Source organism: Clostridium sp. C8, from assembly GCF_001010885.1.
GTDB lineage: Bacteria > Bacillota > Clostridia > Clostridiales > Clostridiaceae > Clostridium > Clostridium sartagoforme.
This window is the reverse complement of record NZ_LBMX01000012.1, coordinates 63,475-85,675: the sequence shown is the minus strand read 5'-3', so window position 1 is coordinate 85,675 and position 22,201 is coordinate 63,475. Positions and strand designations below refer to the sequence as shown.

The following is a 22,201-nucleotide window of genomic DNA, read 5'->3' as shown; positions in this document are numbered from 1 at the left end:
CCTCTTTTTTTAAATGTCTACTTTATATTGACAAGTTCACTTGCTATTTACTAGCAGTCCTCTTTTTTAGTTCACAGTTCACAGTTCACAGTGCACTGTAAACTAGAAAAAACTGTGAACTGTGCACTGTGAATTCTTAACTGAAAAAACTGTGTGTTACCTATATCTTATACTCTTATTTTAATATTTCTTTTACATTATCAGGTACAGTATTACCAGCTAAAGTATATGCTAATAAAACAGATCCATTCCAAGGATCAAGTTCAGGCTCTTGCAAGTAACACTTTAATCCAGATTCCTTTATCATTTCATTTAGTGGCTCTAAAACATGCTTACCTGCTTTAAAAACTCCACCAGTATATGAAACAACAAATTCTTCGTTGAAATTCAGTTCCTTTGATATAGCATATATATGCTCAAATATAGCCCTTGCCGCATCTTTAAATATTTTTTTGCAAGCTAAACAGCCTGCTTCTGCTGCTAAAAAGCATATTGTTGAGAATTTAGCCAGCTCTGTTCTATTGAACTTTAATCTGTTAAATGCAATATCAACTATTTCATATTTATATGATATGTTATATTCCTTTTCTAATATATCAACTAAAACTGTTTTTTCACTTCTTCCATCTTTTTGCTTTGTATATTCATTAATAGTTCTTAAAGCAATCCAGTAAGCACTTCCATCATCACCTATTCCTGGTCCAAAGCCACCACACCTTGCAAGCTTTCCTTCTGCATTTCTTCCATAAGCTATACTTCCTGTACCTGCCACTACATTTACTCCTGGCTTACAAGCAGTTCCTCCAGCCCATCCATTTACAGCATCATTATCAATTGAATATGGTACCTCCATAACTTCTTTTATTGCTTCATCAATTTTTACCATATCATCTAAACTTTCGCCATAGCCTGGTACTCCTGCAAAAGCATAAGCTATATCTTTTGTAGATATGTTTACTTCTTCACATATCTTTGAAATGTTTTCCTTAAGTTGACTTTTTATTCCTTCTACCCCAACTTGATGAATGTGTATAGTTGATCCTTCCCTTTCACATACCTTTTGTAAACCCTCATTTACTAATAGGTATTTTGTTTTAGTGCCTCCACCATCAATTCCTAAATAATACATTGTTTTTCCCCCTACAATATTTATATTATTTGATTAAGCATATTAAATGTATTATTACGCCCCTTATTATCTATAATCTACATTTCTTACTTTATATTTTATATTAAAACTTATCAATTTAATTATATATTTATTATTATTAAATTCCAATAGTTATAAAATGCGAAGCATTTTTCAGTTCACAGCGCACAGTTCACAGTTCACAGTTTTTGGAATAAAGTAACAGGGAACAGGTTATGATATAAATTGCAAAGCAATTTATAAATGAAAGAATGAAAAAATTAAGGTTATTTTGCTACACAAAACTAACTACTGTCCCTAAGCTTACCTTGAAGTAGATGTTTCTTAATTTTTAATTATAGTTTACATCTAGTACTTGTTACCTGATACTTGTTCCCTGTTACCTAAAAAAATAAAACAACTGTGCACTGTGCCTTGTGAACTGCAAACTAAAAATTTTGCTTCGCAAAACAAAACAACTGTGAACTGTGCGCTGTGAACTATATAAATTTAAACTTCAATTTTATTTTCTCTCGCGTAATAGAACAAATATTGCTGAGCCATTCCTGATAATGCTCCAAATTTATCTCTTGCAAATATTCTCATCTTATTTAAAGATACATCTGGTGCTACATAAAAATGAATCATAGCTCTTTTGACCCATACGTCTACTGGGAAGGATGAATGTTTTGCCATTGAAAATAGCATTATACAATCAGCTACTTTAGCTCCTACTCCCATAAATTTTTGTAGAGCTATATGACATTCATCATCACTTAATGACTTAATATATTCTAAATCAAAATCTAATATTTCTGGTCTTTCTTCATACTTACTAGGACTTACTTTCATATCTTCTTTAACTTCTATGGCTTCATTTACTTTTTTAATTGTATCAACTATGTACTTACTTCTAAATGATGCACCTGTTTCTTGAATTTCTTCTAAAGTTGCATTTTTAATGAAGTTTGGAGTTGGAAAAGAATAATATTCATTCCCCTTATACTCTACTTTATCTCCCCATTTTTCACATATCTTCTTAACAGTTTTCTTTATTGAAGGAATACTGTTTCTTGCAGATATTATAAAACTTATAAGAATTTCAAATGGATCTTGATTTAGAATTCTAATTCCATATCCAAATTCAACACTTTTTCTAAGTATTTCATCTTTTGCAAGAACATTTTTTATTTCATCATAATTTCTTTCTAGGTCAAAATAATTCTTCCATATATTCTTAAAATCTTCTTCATTTGAATTTAGTATAACAACTTCATCATTATTTTGTATTACCTCTATAACTCTTCTATACGCAATAATAATATAATTGTTATCACTTATTTTTTCCCATCTAAAACATTGCCCACACTCTAATATCTGCTTTATGTTAAAGTTCTTTAAGCCTTGTATTATTACCTTGTTATCTTCAAATATTGTATTTTTGAAATCCATTTTTTCACCTCATACATGTAATTAATATATCCTTAATATATTATTTATCCCCGAGATATAAAAAAACTATTCTAAGTCAGTTATCCTTTCCCCTAAAAGTCTAACTAAATATTAATAATTTTTATCTTTATAAATTATATCATATTATTAATAAAAAATGGATAATTAATACTTAATAATAATCTATATAATTTAAATAGATTATTAAATATTTAAATAATCTACCTAATATTTAATTGTATATAAATAAAGATAGAGAAATTAAACAAACTTCTCTATCTTTATAAGCATCAACAAATAAAATTATATTTTTATAATGTAATCTTAGTAATTATAGAATCCTCTTCCAGTTTTTCTTCCAAGATATCCAGCTCTAACGTATTTTCTTAAAAGACTACTTGCTCTGTATTTGCTATCTCCTGTTTCATTGTATAAAACATCCATAATAGCTAAGCATACATCCAATCCTATAAGATCTCCTAATGCTAAAGGTCCCATTGGATGATTTGCGCCATATTTCATTGATGTATCTATATCTTCAACTGATGCTATTCCTTCTTGAAGGATAAAAGTAGCTTCATTGATCATAGGGATAAGTATTCTGTTAACAACAAATCCTGGAGCTTCAGCTACTTCTACTGGTTCCTTACCTATTGCTACTGATAATTCCTTAACAGCATCAAAAGTTTCTTGAGAAGTTGCTATTCCTCTAATTACTTCTACTAACTTCATTATAGGTGCTGGATTAAAGAAATGCATACCTATAACTTTATCAGCTCTCTTTGTTGCTGATGCAACTTCTGTTATTGATAAAGATGATGTATTAGAAGCTAATATAGTAGATTCTTTACAAATTCCATCTAATTCAGCAAATATTTGCTTTTTGATTTGCATATTTTCAACTGCAGCTTCTATTACTAAATCGCAATCTTCAGCAAGAGCTAAATCTGTAGTTCCAGTTATTCTTGAAAGTATAGCTTCCTTATCTTCTTCGCTCATTTTTCCTTTAGCAACTAACTTAGTTAATCCTTTGTTGATTCCGTTTATTCCTCTTTCAACAAATTCATCTTTTATATCTCTAACTATTACTTCATATCCCTTTTGAGCAAAAGCTTGAACTATTCCTGCTCCCATAGTACCTGCGCCTATTACAAAAATCTTTTCCATCTTCAAAACCCTCCCACTTTCTTTCTTTAATTTTCCTTAAGTGCTTTTACTTGAGCTGTCATTTCTGGTACAACTTTTAATAAGTCTCCGACTATTGCATAATCAGCTGCTTTCATTATTGGAGCTGATGCATCTTTATTTATAGCTATTATTAAATCTGAATCTTGCATACCAGCAACGTGTTGTATTGCTCCTGAAATACCACAAGCTATATATATAGTAGGTCTTACTGTTTTACCTGTTTGACCAACTTGATAATCTCTTTCTATCCATTCATTTTCTACAGCAGCTCTTGAACCTGCTACTGTTCCACCTAGTGCATCTGCTAATTCTTTTAAAATAGCAAAGTTTTCTTTTGAACCTACTCCTCTACCACCTGATACAATAAAGTTAGCTTCACTTATGTCAACAATATCTTTTGCTTCTTTTACTATTTCAACTATTTTTGTTCTTATATCTGAATCTTGTAATTTAACTTCTACTTTTTCTACAGTAAAGTTTCTATCTTCATCAGCAAGCTTTGAGAAAACTCCTGGTCTTACTGTAGCCATTTGAGGTCTATGATCAGGGCAAGCTATTGTAGCCATTAAGTTACCACCAAATGCTGGTCTTGTAGCTAATAAGTCAGCTTTTTCAACATCAACATCTAAAACTGTACAATCAGCTGTTAATCCTGTTGATAATCTTGCAGCTACTCTTGGTCCTAAGTCTCTTCCTATGAAAGTTGCACCTATAAATAAAATTCCTGGTTTTCTTTCATTTGCTAAGTCACAAATAACCTTTGTATAACCATCAGTTGTATAGTGTTTTAATAATTCATTTTCTGCAACTATAACTTCATCTGCTCCGTGTCTTCCTAATGTATCTGCTAAATGATTAATATTATCTCCTAATATTAATGCTGTTAATTTTACTCCTAATTTGTCAGCAATTTTTCTTCCTTCACCAAGTAATTCTAAAGAAACTTTTTGAAGTTCCCCTTCTCTTTGCTCAGCAAATACCCAAACGCCTCTGTAATCTGCCATACTCATCTTTTTTACCTCCCATATATCTTAGATATAGTGCTTTTCCTTTAATTTTCCTAATACATATTTTGCAGCTTCTTGTGGGATTTCATTTATTATTTCTCCAGCACCTTTAGCTTCTTTAGTCATTGATTTTTTAACTTTTGTTGGTGAACCTTTAAGACCTAACTCTTCTTTATTCACTTCTAAGTCATCTGCTGACCAAATTTGTATTTCCTTTTTAGCTGTTTCAAATATATATTTAACATTCATATATCTTGGTTTATTTAATTCTTTTATAGCTGTTAAAAGAACTGGTGTGTTAACTTTTATTAACTCATATCCATCTTCTAAAGCTCTATTTACTAATAATCCATCTTCTTCTACCTTAACATCTTGAACATATGTTACTTGAGGTATATCTAAATGTTCTGCAATTTCTGGTCCAACTTGAGCAGTATCTCCGTCTATAGCTTGTCTTCCTGCGAAAACTATGTCATACTCTAATTTTTTTATTGCTCCAGCTAAAGTTTTTGAAGTTGCTAATGTATCAGCTCCTGCAAAAGCTCTATCTGTTATAAGTATAGCTTCATCAGCTCCCATACATAATGCTTCTCTTAACGCATTTTGTGCTTGAGGAGGCCCCATACTTACTACTGTAACCTTTCCTCCTACGTTATCCTTTAAAGTCAAAGCTGCTTCTAATGCATGCTTATCTTCTGGATTTATTATTGATGGTACACCATCTCTTATAAGAGTTCCTGTTTTTGGATCAATTTTAACAGCTGTTGTATCTGGAACTTGTTTTAAACAAACTACTATATTCATTTATAAATCCTCCCCTATTATCTTAAAGCGTTTCCTGAAATAACCATTTTTTGAACTTCTGAAGTTCCTTCGTATATTTCAGTTATCTTAGCATCTCTCATCATTCTTTCAACTGGATATTCTTTAGTATATCCATATCCACCAAATATTTGAACAGCCTTAGTTGTTACATCCATAGCTACTTCTGCTGCATAAAGCTTAGCTCTTGCTGCATCTACTGAATATGGAAGTTTTGCATCTTTTAAGAAAGCTGCTTTATAAACTAAATGTCTTGCTGCTTCAATCTTTGTATCCATTTCTGCTATCATCCATTGTAATCCTTGGAAAGCTGCTAATGGTCTTCCAAATTGTTTTCTTTCTTTCATATAATTAACTGCTTCTTCAAAAGCACCTTCTGCAATTCCTAATGCTTGCGCTGCTATACCTATTCTTCCTCCATCTAGAGTTTTCATAGCTATACCAAAACCCTTACCTTCTTGCCCAATTAAATTTTCCTTTGGAACTCTACAGTTACTCATAACTAATTCAGTTGTTGAAGATGCTCTAATTCCAAGCTTATCTTCTTTTTTACCTATTGAGAAACCTTCAAAAGCTTTTTCAACTATAAAAGCTGAAATTCCTTTTGTTCCCTTACTCTTATCAGTCATAGCAAATATTATGAATGTTTCTGCTACTCCACCATTAGTTATAAATATTTTTGATCCATTTAATATATAATGATCTCCATCTAATACTGCAACAGTTTGTTGTCCAGCTGCATCTGTACCTGCTCCAGGCTCTGTTAATCCAAATGCTCCAAGTTTTTTACCTGTTGCAAGGTCTGATAAATATCTTTCTTTTTGATCTTTATTTCCAAATTGATCTATTAATGAAGCACAAAGAGAAGTGTGAGCAGATAATATAACACCTGTAGTTCCACAAACCTTTGATAATTCTTCTACTGCTAAAATATAAGAAAGTGTATCTCCACCAGCTCCACCATATTCTTTAGCAAATGGAATTCCTAACATTCCTACCTTAGCCATCTTCTCAACATTTTCCATAGGGAATCTTTCTGTTTCATCAATTTCAGCAGCAATTGGTTTTACTTCATTCACAGCGAATTCTCTAACCATTTGTCTTACTAATTCTTGTTCTCTAGTTAATTGAAAATTCATTTATTATACCTCCTCGATATTGCACCCTTTTTACTTATATTATCTTTTAAATATTGTAAGTTAGTTATAGTTATTTTTTTATTTATTTAAGAAGTTTTTATTTCTCTTTTCTATAAATGCTGTCATTCCTTCTTTTTGGTCTTCTGTAGAGAAGCATTTTCCAAAGTCTTCTGCTTCTATTACAATAGCACTATCCATATCAACTTGCATTCCTCTATTTATAGCATCCTTACAAAGTTTAACTGCTATTGGAGCATTTGCTATTATTAGGTTTGCCATAGCTCTTGCTTCATCCATTAAGCTTTCTAGTGGAACAACTTTATTAACTAATCCTATTCTAAGAGCTTCATCTGCTTTTACCATTGCACATGTATAAATAAGTTCTTTAGCTTTTCCTTCTCCAACTAGTCTTGGTAATCTTTGAGTTCCACCAAAACCAGGTGTTATTCCAAGACCTGCCTCTGGTTGAGCAAATCTTGCTCTCTCTGAAGCTATTCTTATATCACAAGCCATAGCTAATTCACATCCACCACCAAGTGCAAATCCTGATATTGCTGCAATAACAGGTTTGTCCAATTTTTCTAATCTTCTGAAAACTTTGTTTCCTAAAAGGCCAAATTCTTTTCCTTCTTCCTCTGATAGATCTTTCATTTCTGAAATATCAGCTCCAGCAACAAAAGCTTTTTCTCCTGCCCCAGTTAACACTACACAATAGATATTTTTATCAGATTCTAAGTTTTCTAAAACTAAATCTAAATCCTTTAAAGTTTCTGAATTTAATGCATTTAGTGCTTTAGGTCTATTAATAGTAACTATAGCTAGATTTCCTTCTTTTTCAAGAATTATATTTTTTAATTCCACAATAAAATCCTCCTTTATCTTGCTTATCTTATATTAAATTTGTTTAATAAAAACGATTATTATCTGAATATTTCTAAATTTATAAGTAATTATTTTTACTTTAGTGTGTATCATAAATCAACAATTTGTTAATCTTATAACAATCTAAATTAAAAAATAATTGAAGCATTTGCTTCAATTATTATTATAAACTGTTAAATTTCCTTTTGCAATAACTATTTGTAATTTAATCCAAATAAAAAATGTAATTACTTACTTTCATCCTTATCATGCAGTAAATATATCAATGTTAGTAAACTTTCCGATAAATGAACGTTTTCAACTGTCACTTCCTCTGGTACTAATAAATCTACAGGTGCAAAGTTCCATATACCTGTAACACCATTTTCTACTAATATGTCACTTACCTTTTGTGCATTTATTCTTGGAACACAAATTATACCTATATCAATTTTATTATCCTTTAGATAATCTTTTAACACATCTATATCTTCTATCTCAATATCTCTTATTCTCATTCCTATTAATTTGGGATTTGCATCAAAAATGGCCTCAATATTTAATCCTATTTGAGAAAATCTACTATAGTTAGCTATCGCTTGCCCTATATTACCTGCACCTACTATTATCCCTTTATATTCTTTATTCAAACCTAAAATTAAGCTGATTTGATTATATAAATCTTTTACGTTATACCCATATCCTTGTTGCCCAAAATCACCAAAACAGTTTAAATCTTGTCTTATCTGAGATGCAGTAAAACCTATTTTCTCACCTAATTCTTTTGAAGATATTCTATCAACATCATTTCTTAATAATTCTTGTAAATATCTATGATATTTTGGCAATCTTTTTATCACAGCCATAGAAATATTCTTTTTCTTATCCATAACAATCTTCTCCTAATCCTCTTTATTATTATATATTAAAATAATACTATTCTTATTTACAATAGTTATTTTACCACTATTATTAAAAATTTAAAACATATTCCACCATATGTTAAAGAAACTTATAAACTTATAATATTATCTTACTTTATATTTTATTATCTCCATTTTAATATGTTTTTTATTATAATTCCATATTTTTATTGTTTTTTAATTTTATTATAAAATAATAAAAAATAAGACTTATGTATAACGTAGCAGATCCGTTATACATAAGTCTATTTAATTTATACAAAGCTTCTACGTACTTTGTAAACAAGATAATGATCTTGTATGCTTCCCTTTGCCTAAAAAGTTCTCAACCTAGTTTATTATATTTAATATGATGAAATTTGTCAATAAAAAAAGTTTACCTATGAAATTTTGTTTATTTTAGACATCTTGTTGAATTTATTACCGCAATTACAGTAACTCCAACATCTGCAAATACCGCTTCCCACATATTTGCCATTCCAAAAGCACTTAAAATTAATACAAGAAGTTTTACTCCTAATGAAAAGATTATATTTTGCCATAAAACCTTGTTTGTTTTTCTTGCTACTTTAATTGATGTAACTAACGCTTCAGGATCATCTTTCATTAGTACTACATCTGCTGCTTCGATAGCTGCATCTGAGCCTATACCACCCATAGCAACTCCAATATCAGCTCTTGCTAAAACTGGTGCATCATTTATTCCATCACCTACAAATATGACTTTTCCTTTAGTTGAGTTATTTTTAATTAACTCCTCCACCTTTTCAACTTTGTCTCCTGGTAATAATTCAGCAAATACTTTATCAACACCTACTAATGCTGCTACTTTTTCTCCTACTGACTTATTATCTCCAGTTAACATAACTGTTTGAGATACACCAATGCTCTTCAATCCTTCTATTGCTGATTTAGAACCTTCTTTTATCTCATCTGAAATTACTATATTACCCTTATATTCATTATTTATTGCTACATGAACTATTGTCCCAATTGAATTTACATTATTATATTTTATATTATACTTTTCCATTAGTTTGTAGTTTCCCACTAGTACATCTAAAGAATCTATATATGCTTTAATTCCATATCCTGATACTTCTTCATAATTACTTAACTTTTGTGAATCTATTTCTTTTCCATATTCTCTTATAATAGATTGTGCTATTGGATGATTTGATAAACTTTCTGAAATAGCTGCAACCTTTATTAATTCTTCTTTAGATATATCAACATTATTTATTTCTGTTACCTTGAATACACCCTTAGTTAATGTTCCTGTTTTATCAAAAACAACAGTATTAACATCTTTAAGTGCTTCTAAATAATTTCCACCTTTAACTAATATACCTTTTCTAGATGCACCACCAATTCCTGCAAATAATCCAAGAGGAATTGAAACTACTAATGCACATGGACAAGATACTACTAAGAATATTAATGCTCTATAAATCCAATCATAGAAATTTGCATCTTTAATTAATAAAGGAGGTATTATTGCTAATGCTAATGCTGAAAATACAACTATTGGAGTATATACTCTAGCAAATCTAGTAATAAATTTCTCAGTAGGTGCCTTCTTATTAGAAGCATTTTCTACTAACTCTAGTATTCTAGAAACTGTTGATTCTTTAAAGCTTTTAGTAACTTTTACCTTTAAGACACCATTAGTGTTTATAAAGCCTGCTAAAATATCTTCTCCTACTAAAACTTCTCTTGGCACTGATTCTCCTGTAAGTGCTGATGTGTCAACAAAGCTTATTCCTTCTATTACAATACCATCTAATGGTACTCTTTCCCCTGGCTTTATTACTATTAAATCATCTATATTTACTATTTCTGGATTAACTTTTTCTTCCTTGCCATTCTTTATTAGATTAGCATAGTCAGCTCTTATATCCATAAGTGAAGTAATTGATTTTCTTGACTTATTAACTGCATATGATTGGAATATCTCTCCTATTTGATAGAATAACATAACAGCTACTCCTTCTGGAAACTCTCCTACAAAAAATGCTCCTAAAGTTGCTACTGTCATTAGAAAGTTTTCATCAAAAACTTCCCCTCTTAATATATTCCTAAAAGCAGTTAAAACTACATCTCCTCCAATTAAAACATAACTGCTAGCAAAAAGAATTATTGATATAGGATATTCTTCTTTGAAAATTATAGCAAGTACATAAATTGCAACCCCTATTATCAATCTAATATTTTCTTTTAGACCTACTGCATTCCCATGAGAATGATCATGTGAATGTCCATGGGAGTGTTCATGTGAATGACTGTGTGAATGTTTTTCATTATGGTTATGACTTTCTTTATCAATATCATTTTCCGGTTTACAACAAGACTCACTTGTACACTTCTTAACATCTTCTTTGTTAATTGCTCTATTTTCATCCTTATCAAATACTTTAACACCTGGCTCTAATTTATTTACTATAGATTTTATTTCTTTAATTGCATCTTCTCTTTCTATTGTTCCATTTAGCTCTATAATTAAAGTAGATGTTGCAAAATTTAAAGTAGCTTCATTAATACCATCTAAGTTATTCACTTTTGTTTCTATTTTATTTGCACAATTTGCACAATCTAACCCTGATAAAATTAGTTTTACTTCATTACTACTCATACTTTTCACCACTTTCTTATTCTATAATATGCTTAAACCCTTCATCAAATATATGCTTAACATGATCATCTGCCAATGAATAATATATAACTTTTCCGTCTCTTCTAAACTTAACTAATCTATTTGATTTTAATACTCTTAGTTGATGTGAAATTGCTGATTGTGTCATACTTAATAATGCTGCTAAATCACATACACATAACTCTTCTTGAAACAAGGCACATAATATTTTTATTCTTGTAGAATCACTAAAAGCTTTGAATAAATCAGCTAAATCATATAAACTTTCCTCATTTGGTATAGATTCTTTTACTTTCTCAACAACATCTTTATGAATTATTGTACAATTACAACTTTCTAATCTATTTTCTTCCATAATATCCTCCTTGAACATATGAGCAATTGTTCATATGTTTGTTTAATAATATTATATGCTAACTTTCACAAAAATGTCAACTATTATAAAGATATTCTAATTAAAATTTAAAAAAAATAGAGAGTCATTGACTCTCTATATAACTAAGGCAATATGCTCTTTTAATTTTTGATTTAAAACTACTTCATTTAGTACCATATTTATAACTGTTGTACAAATATGACTAGCAAAAAGTAAATCTTTTTCATAAGAAATTTTACCTTGATACTCTTTTTGTAAATTCATAATATATTTTCTTATTTCTTCTGAGGTTAGATGATAATTTATATCTTGTTTAATATTATAACTTTTAGAAAATTTATTTAAGTCATTTTCGTATAGTACATGCTCTTTCATAGCATTAGCACTTTTAAATTCCCATCTTTGAAAGTGAGGAATACAAAAATAATCACATAAGAAGTGACATACAACACCTAGTTCTTGATTAAATTTATTTGGTGAATACCTATTATAAATATCATCCAATGTTAACGAAGATAAAAATTCTATTTTTTTAATAATCATATCAAAACTTTCATCTATATAATGTTTTTTAAATTTATATTTTGATACAGAATCAGGTTTTAAATTACCCCATATAAAATGTCCTTCATTTATTATAAAGACTTTATCTTCTTCTACACTATTTATGAATTTTTGTGCTAAAGCTTTGTGAGTATTCATCATCATAGTTTCTCACCTCGCTTTTATTTTATATTTATATGATAATACTATTTCAAATAGAAAACAAATATGTTTTTCTGTATATATGTCCACTTATTATCATATAAGATTTAAATTATCTTTACTAACTATTATAAATAACTATCCATTTTTTGTTAATTTTATTTTTAATTATTTACTTACTTATTAAAATATATTTTCTTAACTTTGTGTATTTTTAGTATCTTATTTTAATTATTTGAATATATGTATTTTTCCGCTATCATTTAGATTCTTTAAAATTATAACTATTACTGGTAATACAAATAACCCTAGGAATCCAAATATCTTTACACCTATAAACATACACATAAGCATTATTAATGGATGCAACCCTACTTGTTGTCCTACAACCTTTGGTTCTAATACATTTCTAACTACTGTTATTACAACATAAAGTATTGTTAATCCTATTGCTAAAGCTATGTTTCCCCTAATTAATTCTATTAATATCCATGGAATTACTATTCCACCAGTTCCAAGCACCGGTAATACATCTACACAGGCTATAAGAAGAGCTATTGTAATCGCCCCTTCAATTTTTAAAATCGAAAGTCCTATTGCTAATTCTATAAAAGTTAACGATATAATTATTGAATAGGCTTTTATAAATTTAAATAAAGTTCCAACTATATAGTTTTTTACTTCAAATATAATACTTGAACTTTTTTCTGAAAATTGCCTTGTTATAAAACTTGTAATACTTACATAATCCATCGCAAAGAAGAAAGATGATATAATTGAAAATATTACCAAAATAAAAAATGATGGTACTGAGGAAACTGTTGATGATACAAATAAAACTACACCAGAGGATATATTTGTTATTATTGTTCCTAATGATTTAGTTAATGAAGATATCATATCTCTAATAGCTTGCATTAAAGCTGGATCTAATTTCACTAATATTTCTTCAAAGTTACTTGATATTTGAAATATTGAAGGTTCTATTGTTGTTATATATATATTAGGTAACTTCATAAAAACTTCTTTTAATGCTACAAATATCTTAACTATAATTAATGTAAATAGTGCTCCTACAGTTGTATAAAATATTAGTACAGTTATTCCAGCAACAACTTTTCTATTAATTCGTAACTTTTTTGATATGAAATTAATTAATGGTTTTAATATAAATGCTATTCCAAACCCAACTACAAATGGAAAAAACCAACCTAATCCATATTTAATTGTTATATAAATTATTGCTGCAATAATTAAAAAGTATATTGTATTTATTATAAACTCCCTTTTTTTCTCTACACCCATTATTTAATCATCTCCTAATTTTTTCTTTGATTATACAATAAATTATTTATATTTTAAATTCAAATTTTTAATATTAAGTTAAACTTAAGAAAAGTATAAAATGAATTTATTTTTGAACAATTCAAATATAATAATTAAAGATAGAGAAATATTAATACTTCTCTATCTTTATTTTTGTCATTTTAGCTTATTTCTAATTATTAATATAATTCTTAAATACATCTGTAAAATCTTTTTTAATATAATTTTCTCTGCTTATCTTCGTCCAATTAAATGCATACTCATTTATATCTTTAAATATTTGTGCAGCATTACCATCAACTACTTTACTTGATGCACAAGCACTTGCTGCTATCTTTAATGTTTCTTCAGATTTACCAAGCATAATTTCATTTTCATCTGATATATGTGATATTCTAACTAATGATTTATATAAATCCTTTAACTGTTCTATTTGATTTTTATCTACATCTATAGAAAACTTAGTTTCTCCAATAATAAATTTAATTTCACAATCTAAATCTATAGTTCCTGCGGTTTCTATAGCTACACTTCTAATAATATTTTTATAATAATCATATCTAGTTACAAGTCTCTTTTTACTTACAGCAGATGTTCCATCTACATGAATAAGCGCTAGATTAGTAAAACAATATTCATCAGTTCTTGATTTTATAAGAAAAAATATTTGCTCTCCATCTTCATGCATTATATAATCATCTGCATCTACCTTATTAAAGTCCTTTTTATCAATTATTTTTCCAATGTCACTTAGTCCTAAAGCATCTGAAGCTAATTTTTTCAACATAAATAACCCCTCCAAATTTTATATTATTTTTTTATAATTTTATTTAATGTTAATCCCAAAATATGTTTCTAACACTCTGAAGATGTTCATAATTACAAATTGGACATTTGCTATTTATTACTTCTTCTTCACTTATTAAATTACATTTACCTTTACATAATTTGCATTCATAATCTAATTTAAATACTTTATTATTATCATAATTAATTTCAACATAAGGAACAGTTGATAAATTTCCGCATTTCTCACACTTTGTGTATACATTATAATGAAATATCTTATTTATATTATTATTATTAATTATAAAGTCTATAATTTCATTTTCTTTTTTAGTAAGCTCTCGTCTAAATACTTCAAAGTCTTGCGTTCTACTTCCCAATCCTTCAAATAACGTAGTACTATAATCACACTTTTTACACTGAATACTTACTCCATTTCCCAAGTTTAATCCTCCTTAATTTAATTAATCAATATATATATATTTTATCATAGATTTTATAGAATATGTTTACATAAAAATAGTTAAAATAAAAAAGTGGATATACGTAAATTTGCTTTTTCCGTCGCTTCGCTCCAAGTCAACACAAACTTATATATATCCACTTGACGTCTTTGAACATTGTAATCTATTGAAATATCCTACCAGCCTTCAATTTTCTAAATTATATGCTGTTATAGAATTTAATTCATAAATTAATCTACCTCCAATATTATTTACAATTAACTTTATATTTCAAAATAAAAAGAGAAAATATATAAGTGAATCTTTTTTATATTTTCTCTTTATTTTTATACTTCTATATTAGGTTTTCAGGTGGTTGCAGTATACCACAACTGCTCACTTGCTAATAAACCTTTATCTTTCTCTCTAATATTAATTTATTTATTCCAGAGTATTTTGAGTTATTAGTAAATTTTATAACTCCATATATTCCTTTTTCTTTCAACAGTCTCATAAATTTTGTTAATAAAAAAATATCTCTTTCTTCGTAATTACCATTTCTCTTATTTATCATAATCTCCATATATTCATAAATCTTCTTACATTCATTTTGACTTATTTCTAATCCAAACTTATTTATAAAATTTATTTTTTCATGCAAATAACAATTTATAGAATATGCTATAGGCTGTTTTATTTCTTCATTTTCTATCAATCTGATTAATATCTCTTCTCCTTTTTCAAAAAGAGGAATTGCAAAATTTATATCATCTACATAATTAGCATGTCTTAAATAATTTCTGCCTAATGCATGTTGAATTTGATAAGTATTTGGTCTTATACTTTCTGCTTGTTGAAGATGATTAGATGCACTTTCAAAATCTGAGCTTGCTTGTTCTATCAATCCTAATTGTAACCAATAATAACTTATGTTTTCATACCAATTTTTAATTTTATAATATAACTTTTTAATATCTAACTTTGAAAGTTTCACTTGATTTCTAAGCCTATCTTCTTTAGTCAATTGTTCAAACATTTCTCTATACGTATTAGCTTTGTCTTCATTTACAAATGCCGCAATATTCACAAGTACGTTGTACAGGCATTCTATCTTTTCTTCATTTTCTGCAAAATTTAAAATATCTTGTGCATAATATAAGTTTCTTATTTGTATTCCGTTACTTGTTACTTTTATCATATTAAATATTCCATCGCTACTATTTAATAAATTATCAATGCTAGAATTATAAATTGGTTTTAACAGCTCTACCGGAAAATAACTTACATCTAAACTATCAAATAAAGCTAAACTTATCATAATTTTCTTATTTATATTATCTATATTAATTGCTTTATCTACATCTCTTTTTATATTTTTCTTAAACTTTACTCCATTATTTAATTTAAGCATAAAAGTTAATAGATCTTTTTCTTTAGTTATTAATTTTAATTTTTCCTCTTCCTTTTTTTGAACTCTTAAATGCCCTTCAAATCCTTTATCTGACAATTTTTCTAATATACACGAAGCATATTCTCTATCAATATTATTTTTTAATATATATTCTCTGAAACTTTTAAAATCATCTTCTAAATAATACTTCTTTTTATTATGATAATATTCTCTTGCACCAGCTAAAATTATTAGCTCTTTATTTATCCTTTTATCTTTCAATAAACTTTCAATAATAGGATAACCTGAACTAGCATTATCATATAACAAAACAAATTTACTATTAATTGATAAATTGATGTATTCTACTAATATATTCTTATTAAATTCTGTTCCTGTGTACTCGATAACATCATATCCCAAATTAAAAAGATTGGCTGCTACTCTTTTTAATATTGTACTTTTTCCAGTATAAGATTTTCCAACAACAGTAACACAATGTACATTTGATTTCACATTAAAGTTATTTTTATTTTTTATGTCATTAATAATATCTTCTTCTATAGGGTGAATAAAATCCCATTCATAAAATATATCTTTCCAATGAATAGATTCTCCTTCGTATAGCTTACTGAAATATGATAAATCACCTTTATATATTTCTCTTATCTCATTAAGTCTAAAGAAACCTTCATATTTCATTTGTTTTATTAATTTATCGATTGTTTGTGGATTATAATTTAATTTATCAATAAACTCTAAAAATTCTTCTGTTGTCCATTTTATAATTACAGCACCTAACTCCTGAGCTTTCCTCTTTAGTTTTAATGTAGGAGAAGGATTAATGAATACTATTTGTCCTCTTTTAGTTTCATATCCTGCATTTCTATAAAACTCCAAATAATACTCTATATCAGGTTCTTCAAAACTTGTTCCAATAAAAATAATATCTTCTTTTTGAATATCTGAACATAAAGTTAACAATCTATAATCTAAATTAACCATCATATTAGTATATTCGCCATTTGAAAATGTAAATCCTTCTGATTTATTATTTATACATCCATGTAACTTATAGTAACTTAAGCATTTCTCACCTTTTTTTAAATTTATATTTTCTTTTTTAGAATTTTGGATATTTATTGCTATATTACTTTCCTTATAGATTCTTTCTATCATATCATCAATATTAGTTGTATATATTTTTCTCCAATTATATTTAGTAATTTTTTTATGAAAATCTCTTGGCTTTAATCCGGAGTAAGTATCAATTAAAAATTTTTCTAATTCTTCTTTAGATTTAATATCTTTAACATACGAACACGTTTCTTTTAAATCATATCTCAATATTTCTTCATAATCCGAATCATCACTCTTCAAGTTTAGCAAATTATCTTTTATAAATTTTTCTAAATTCTTAGGAACTTCAAAATTATTATCAAAACTTTTAATAGCTCCAAAAGAAAAACCTGCTCCTGTAAACAAAATTGGAGATTTTTCTATTAATAAATTTCTTAAAATCTCATTTTCTTTTCTCATAATTTTCTACCTCAAATCTTATATTTTTCTTTATATCAATTAATAATTATAAATCCATTCTTATACCGTAATCTCTAAGCCATTCTTTTCTAATTTCATAATCACTCATAACTGAAGCTAATAAATCCCAAAACTCCTGTGAATGATTCATATAATACATATGACACATCTCATGGACAACAATATAATCTAAAGCTGGAGCCTTTGCCATAGCACATCTCCAGTTAAATAGAAGCTCATTCTTTGATGTACAGCTAGCCCATCTTTTCTTTTGTTCTTTAATTTTAATATCACTTGGTTTCTTGTCAAAAAACTTTTGATAATACTTAATTCTTTTCTTTACTTGCTCTTCTGTTTTTTCTCTATACCAAGCTTCCATAGCAACTTTAATAAGTTCATCATTTTTCTCCTTAACATAAACATGGAACTTTCCTCTAAAAAGTTTAACTTTTGAGTTATTCTGTAAAGTTTTATCTATATATATTTGAAGAGAATAATTTCTTCCTAAGTACATAAAAGATTCTCCATTTACAAATTCTCTGTTAACTTTTTTAGACTCTATATTCCTAAATTCAAAAAGTTTTTGGACTATCCAGTAGCCCTTTGATTTTACTATATCTTTTATTTCATCTTCGGAAGTTCCAGTGGGAACTACCACTAAAATATTATTAGGTGGCTCTACTGAAATGCTCATAGTATCTCTATCTCTAAACTCAACTTTGAATTCTAATTCTTTAGTTCCGTATTGCACTTTATGTTTCATTTTTTACTCCAAGTTTAACAAATTGCTTAAGCTTTTTCTTGAATAAATCATTCTCATTTATCATCTTATTACAATTCCCATTGTATAGACTTTTTTTCTCATAAATTTGTTCGATTTTTTCTTTTAGTATTTTTGCTTCACTATTGCTTTTTAGAATATTTTTATATTTTTTATTAACCCTCGAACTCCCATAATTACATCCACAACTTTTACACCAACTGCATTTAAGCCATCCACATCTAATACAAAACTCATCAGATGAATATACACCTTCTGTGCAAGTAAAGCATTTATCTTTATAGTTTTTATCTACTACTAAATCCTTAAGTTCTTTTAAATATTTTTCTCTTTCGTTATCTAAATTCTTAATTTTTTCTCTTAAAATACTAATTTCATAATTATTAGAAGAAATATTATATTTTATTTTTATAATTTCTTTTGATAGCATATTATAGAACCCTTCTTCCACGAAACAATTTTTATGTTAGTAATTAAGATAATACATCAAAATGTATCTTTGCTAAATTTAATAATGGTTCCATTATTTTCTCTCTAACATCCCTAGATAATTTCTTAGCATATTTCTTAATTAACATAAGCTTTATAGCCCTTTGTATATCATTAGTTTTAGTAGGGTTTGTAACCCAATCAATCATATAATTATCCCTAACTACATTTTTGACATCTTTAGCTATTTCTTTAGATAATTCTATAGTTTCATCACTTACATAAGTTTCTCCATCCTCATTAACAATAAAATCTGCTTCTCCATTATTATTTTCATCTAGATACTTTTTAACTATTTTAAAGAAAGCAAATTCTTTTTCATCAAGTCCTAAGTTGTTAGCTTCATTTGCTGCTCCTTGTTCTACATCATTATTAATGAATTCTTCAAGTCTTTTCTTTCTTTCAATCCAATTAATTTTAGTTTCTTCTAATATCTTCCGAAGTCTTTCTAGTAATGATTCATAATAAGCTGGATTTTCTTTCATTCTAATATTTATAGTGTGCTTTATAGCATGTTCCATAGCTGATGCTTTTGCTTCATCTGACTTTAATGTATTAATCTTAGCCTTAAAGTCTTTTTCAAATAAAGTTATTGGAGCAATCCAGGCTTTAACCCCTAGTGACTTTAAGTTATTTTCTATTATTTCCCTAACCTTTTCTCCACAATCAGAAATATCTATGGCACCACTTGGATTAAATTTAGCTTTAGCTGCTGCTCTAATATATGAAAGCCATTTTAGATCATTTAGTATATCTGTATCTACATGTCTAGGCAATAAACTCTCTACTGCTCCTGAGAATTTTTTATACATAAGTTCAAATTCTGCTCTTTTATCCTCTGGTTCAATTTTATTAACTAATGCATCTAAGTCATTTTTATTTATTCCTCTAAACATACCCATTATAGATTCTCTATAATCTAGCATCTCATTGTATAAATCATCTAAAGAATCCATTGGCTTACCTAATTCTTCTTTATCAAATATAGCTAATGCTTCTTCAAGATAATTAGATATTCCATAATAATCAACTACATATCCACATTGCTTTATTATGTTTTCTTTTACTACTAAACTAGTTTCAAGTGTTCTTTCTACTTCTCTAGTAAAGGTTCTATTAACTCTTGCTATTGCTTGTAATAGAGTATGTTCCTTTAATGGTCTATCGAGATACATAACTTGCTCAATTGGAGCATCAAATCCTGTTAATAACATATCCTTAACTATTAAAAAACTTAATTTATCTTTATTTAAAGGTTGCTTAAATCTATTTATTATTTCATCCTGCTTTGTTTTTGTTGTAAAGTGGTTTTTTAAGTGAACTGGATCATTATTTTTTCCTGAAAATATTACTTTTGCTTCAAAACCTTCTCCTAATGTATCCTTCATATGCTTATTTAAAGCATTATAATATTTAACACATGCTTCTCTTGATACACATACTATTTGTGCTTTAAATCCATTAGGAAGTATCTGTTCTTTATAGTGATGTAATAAATCTATTACTATATCATTTATTCTACTTTCTGATTCTACAACCGCTCTTTTATTAGCATACTTTTCTTTTATAGCTATTTTTTCTTCATCACTTTTATCATCAAAAGCTTCATCAAATAACTCTTCTAAAGATTCACTAACTACTTGTAAGTCTGGTCTCCTTCCTTCATATACAATCTTAACTGTAGCTCCATCATCCACTGCTGATTTAATAGAATATTTATCTATGTATTCTCCAAAAGTTCTTTTTGTTGATTTATCTTCTTTATCTATTGGAGTTCCTGTGAATCCAATAAATACAGCATTAGGCAATGCTAATCTCATATTTGATGCCGTATCTTTATATTGACTTCTATGAGCCTCATCTGCTAAAACAATAATATTTTGCTTTGTACTTAAAACTGGATATTCCACAGCATACTTTTGAATGGTTTTCTTACCTTCAAAAATAACTTGCTTCTCTTCAATTTCATTTTGGAACTTCTGAATAGTTGTCATTATTATTTGTGGCTGTGGATTAGATAATAAGTTTTTCATATACTCGATTTTGTCAGCTCTAACTGGTGTTGTAATCTTTGATAAAGTTCTATTAAATGTTCCAAATATTTGTTTATCAAGGTCTATTCTATCTGTAACTACTACTATGGTGGAATCCATTAATCCCTTAGTTCTCTTAATCTTCTTTGCCAAAAATACCATGGTTAATGACTTACCAGAACCTTGAGTATGCCAAATAACTCCACCTCTTGACAACTTGTCTTTGCCATGTTCAATTCTATCTATAGATTTATTAACAGCTCTAAATTGCTGATATCTACAAACCTTTTTAATAATAGATCCATTATCAGCTTCAAAAACAATGAAGTTTCTCATTAAATCAAGTAAATTTTTCTTTTCCAAAAATCCTTGAATAAAAATATTTTGTCCACAATCATTATAATTCTCTATTTCTTTTTTCTTAAATGGATATGGATCTTTCCATTGTAAATAATGATTATATTTTGAACTTATTGTTCCAACGTAAGCATTATATCTATTTAAAATCCCAGTAAAGAAATTGCTATAAAATAATCTTGGAGCTCCTTCACCTAAAGATTCATCTCTAACATTCATATATCTTCTTAATTGTTCAAAGGCTTCTTTCTTTCCAATATTCTCATTGTTTCCTCTTTCCAAGAAAGGGGATTTAGCTTCTAAAACAACTACAGGAATACCATTAATAAAAATAACTATATCAGGGAAAATGGACTTTCCACTTAAAGTTTGAACTTCAAATTGACGAACTACTAAAAAATCATTATTATCAACATTTTCCCAATCTATAAATTCAACAGTCTGATTCTTTTTTTGACCATCGCCATTTAAATCTTGTTCAACTGTAAAAGTTAAGTTTACTAAAACATCATAAATTTTCTCATTTATCTCTAAAAGACTAGTTCCTAAACTATCTGCTCTACTAATATATCTTATAGCTCTATCTAAATTTTCTTCATTCATCCATGGATTAATCTTTTTTAATGCTGCTCTTAATCTATCTACCAATACAACATCAGTTAAAGAATCCCTTGCTCGACTTGCAGGAATCAGTTCTTTTCCATGAATAAAATTATACCCTAATTTCTTCTCTAAATACTCAATTGCTGGTAGTTCTACTAAGGTTTCTTCATTTCCTAAGTACGACATTCAACTCCCCCTA

Annotated in this window: 18 protein-coding genes; all 18 read right to left on the bottom strand. The window is 27.9% G+C overall.

The window, feature by feature from the left end; genetic code table 11:
- Positions 1-175: 175 nt before the first annotated feature.
- Entirely contained in the window at positions 176-1,129 is a 954-nt protein-coding gene (locus tag AAT22_RS02175) for a BadF/BadG/BcrA/BcrD ATPase family protein (RefSeq protein WP_047000082.1), read from the bottom strand.
- 510 nt (positions 1,130-1,639) lie between these two features.
- Positions 1,640-2,581 (bottom strand): DNA glycosylase, encoded by a 942-nt coding sequence (locus AAT22_RS02170; RefSeq protein ID WP_047000081.1) that lies wholly within the window; start codon positions 2,579-2,581, stop codon positions 1,640-1,642.
- 324 nt (positions 2,582-2,905) lie between these two features.
- Entirely contained in the window at positions 2,906-3,748 is an 843-nt protein-coding gene (locus AAT22_RS02165) for a 3-hydroxybutyryl-CoA dehydrogenase (RefSeq protein WP_016205737.1), read from the bottom strand.
- Positions 3,749-3,774: 26 nt separating this feature from the next.
- Positions 3,775-4,779 carry an electron transfer flavoprotein subunit alpha/FixB family protein gene (locus AAT22_RS02160; protein WP_047000080.1) on the bottom strand — a complete coding sequence of 335 codons (1,005 nt, stop codon included), beginning with the start codon at positions 4,777-4,779 and terminating at the stop codon, positions 3,775-3,777.
- Between the two features lie 21 nt (positions 4,780-4,800).
- Entirely contained in the window at positions 4,801-5,580 is a 780-nt protein-coding gene (locus tag AAT22_RS02155; protein WP_016205739.1) for an electron transfer flavoprotein subunit beta/FixA family protein, read from the bottom strand.
- A 17-nt stretch (positions 5,581-5,597) separates the two neighbouring features.
- Positions 5,598-6,737, bottom strand: a complete 1,140-nt coding sequence (locus tag AAT22_RS02150; RefSeq protein WP_047000079.1) for an acyl-CoA dehydrogenase — start codon at positions 6,735-6,737, stop codon at positions 5,598-5,600.
- A gap of 78 nt (positions 6,738-6,815) precedes the next feature.
- On the bottom strand, positions 6,816-7,598 hold the full coding sequence (locus tag AAT22_RS02145; RefSeq protein ID WP_047000078.1) for a short-chain-enoyl-CoA hydratase: 783 nt from the start codon (positions 7,596-7,598) through the stop codon (positions 6,816-6,818).
- A gap of 248 nt (positions 7,599-7,846) precedes the next feature.
- Complete coding sequence (locus tag AAT22_RS02140) at positions 7,847-8,488, bottom strand: redox-sensing transcriptional repressor Rex (RefSeq protein WP_047000077.1); 642 nt, start codon at positions 8,486-8,488, stop codon at positions 7,847-7,849.
- Between the two features lie 427 nt (positions 8,489-8,915).
- The gene (locus AAT22_RS02135) at positions 8,916-11,153 is read right to left on the bottom strand and encodes a heavy metal translocating P-type ATPase (protein ID WP_016205743.1); all 2,238 of its coding nucleotides are present in this window, start codon (positions 11,151-11,153) and stop codon (positions 8,916-8,918) included.
- Between the two features lie 16 nt (positions 11,154-11,169).
- Positions 11,170-11,529: a metalloregulator ArsR/SmtB family transcription factor gene (locus AAT22_RS02130; protein WP_016205744.1), complete on the bottom strand. Its 360-nt coding sequence runs from the start codon at positions 11,527-11,529 to the stop codon at positions 11,170-11,172.
- A gap of 135 nt (positions 11,530-11,664) precedes the next feature.
- Positions 11,665-12,258: a zinc dependent phospholipase C family protein gene (locus tag AAT22_RS02125; RefSeq protein WP_156174270.1), complete on the bottom strand. Its 594-nt coding sequence runs from the start codon at positions 12,256-12,258 to the stop codon at positions 11,665-11,667.
- A 228-nt stretch (positions 12,259-12,486) separates the two neighbouring features.
- Entirely contained in the window at positions 12,487-13,560 is a 1,074-nt protein-coding gene (ytvI, locus tag AAT22_RS02120; protein ID WP_047000076.1) for a sporulation integral membrane protein YtvI, read from the bottom strand.
- Positions 13,561-13,753: 193 nt separating this feature from the next.
- A complete protein-coding gene (locus AAT22_RS02115; RefSeq protein WP_047000075.1) occupies positions 13,754-14,368 on the bottom strand; it encodes a PH domain-containing protein in 615 nt (204 codons plus the stop codon).
- Positions 14,369-14,417: 49 nt separating this feature from the next.
- A complete protein-coding gene (locus tag AAT22_RS02110; protein ID WP_047000074.1) occupies positions 14,418-14,810 on the bottom strand; it encodes a hypothetical protein in 393 nt (130 codons plus the stop codon).
- Between the two features lie 403 nt (positions 14,811-15,213).
- Positions 15,214-17,739 carry an SIR2 family protein gene (locus tag AAT22_RS02105; protein ID WP_047000073.1) on the bottom strand — a complete coding sequence of 842 codons (2,526 nt, stop codon included), beginning with the start codon at positions 17,737-17,739 and terminating at the stop codon, positions 15,214-15,216.
- A 46-nt stretch (positions 17,740-17,785) separates the two neighbouring features.
- Entirely contained in the window at positions 17,786-18,502 is a 717-nt protein-coding gene (locus AAT22_RS02100; protein ID WP_047000072.1) for a SprT family zinc-dependent metalloprotease, read from the bottom strand.
- Complete coding sequence (locus AAT22_RS02095; protein WP_047000071.1) at positions 18,492-18,950, bottom strand: hypothetical protein; 459 nt, start codon at positions 18,948-18,950, stop codon at positions 18,492-18,494. The genes AAT22_RS02100 and AAT22_RS02095 overlap by 11 nt, the downstream gene beginning before the upstream one ends.
- A 43-nt stretch (positions 18,951-18,993) precedes the next feature.
- Entirely contained in the window at positions 18,994-22,188 is a 3,195-nt protein-coding gene (locus AAT22_RS02090; protein ID WP_047000070.1) for a type I restriction endonuclease subunit R, read from the bottom strand.
- Positions 22,189-22,201: the final 13 nt, after the last annotated feature.

Coding starts and splice junctions, on each gene's coding strand:
- AAT22_RS02100 (WP_047000072.1), bottom strand. CDS start 18,502: ATGAAACATAAAGTGCAATACGGAACTAAAGAATTAGAATTCAAAGTT.
- AAT22_RS02115 (WP_047000075.1), bottom strand. CDS start 14,368: ATGTTGAAAAAATTAGCTTCAGATGCTTTAGGACTAAGTGACATTGGA.
- AAT22_RS02095 (WP_047000071.1), bottom strand. CDS start 18,950: ATGCTATCAAAAGAAATTATAAAAATAAAATATAATATTTCTTCTAAT.
- AAT22_RS02135 (WP_016205743.1), bottom strand. CDS start 11,153: ATGAGTAGTAATGAAGTAAAACTAATTTTATCAGGGTTAGATTGTGCA.
- AAT22_RS02105 (WP_047000073.1), bottom strand. CDS start 17,739: ATGAGAAAAGAAAATGAGATTTTAAGAAATTTATTAATAGAAAAATCT.
- AAT22_RS02175 (WP_047000082.1), bottom strand. CDS start 1,129: ATGTATTATTTAGGAATTGATGGTGGAGGCACTAAAACAAAATACCTA.
- AAT22_RS02170 (WP_047000081.1), bottom strand. CDS start 2,581: ATGGATTTCAAAAATACAATATTTGAAGATAACAAGGTAATAATACAA.
- AAT22_RS02125 (WP_156174270.1), bottom strand. CDS start 12,258: ATGATGATGAATACTCACAAAGCTTTAGCACAAAAATTCATAAATAGT.
- AAT22_RS02150 (WP_047000079.1), bottom strand. CDS start 6,737: ATGAATTTTCAATTAACTAGAGAACAAGAATTAGTAAGACAAATGGTT.
- AAT22_RS02165 (WP_016205737.1), bottom strand. CDS start 3,748: ATGGAAAAGATTTTTGTAATAGGCGCAGGTACTATGGGAGCAGGAATA.
- AAT22_RS02130 (WP_016205744.1), bottom strand. CDS start 11,529: ATGGAAGAAAATAGATTAGAAAGTTGTAATTGTACAATAATTCATAAA.
- AAT22_RS02140 (WP_047000077.1), bottom strand. CDS start 8,488: ATGGATAAGAAAAAGAATATTTCTATGGCTGTGATAAAAAGATTGCCA.
- AAT22_RS02155 (WP_016205739.1), bottom strand. CDS start 5,580: ATGAATATAGTAGTTTGTTTAAAACAAGTTCCAGATACAACAGCTGTT.
- AAT22_RS02160 (WP_047000080.1), bottom strand. CDS start 4,779: ATGAGTATGGCAGATTACAGAGGCGTTTGGGTATTTGCTGAGCAAAGA.
- ytvI (WP_047000076.1), bottom strand. CDS start 13,560: ATGGGTGTAGAGAAAAAAAGGGAGTTTATAATAAATACAATATACTTT.
- AAT22_RS02090 (WP_047000070.1), bottom strand. CDS start 22,188: ATGTCGTACTTAGGAAATGAAGAAACCTTAGTAGAACTACCAGCAATT.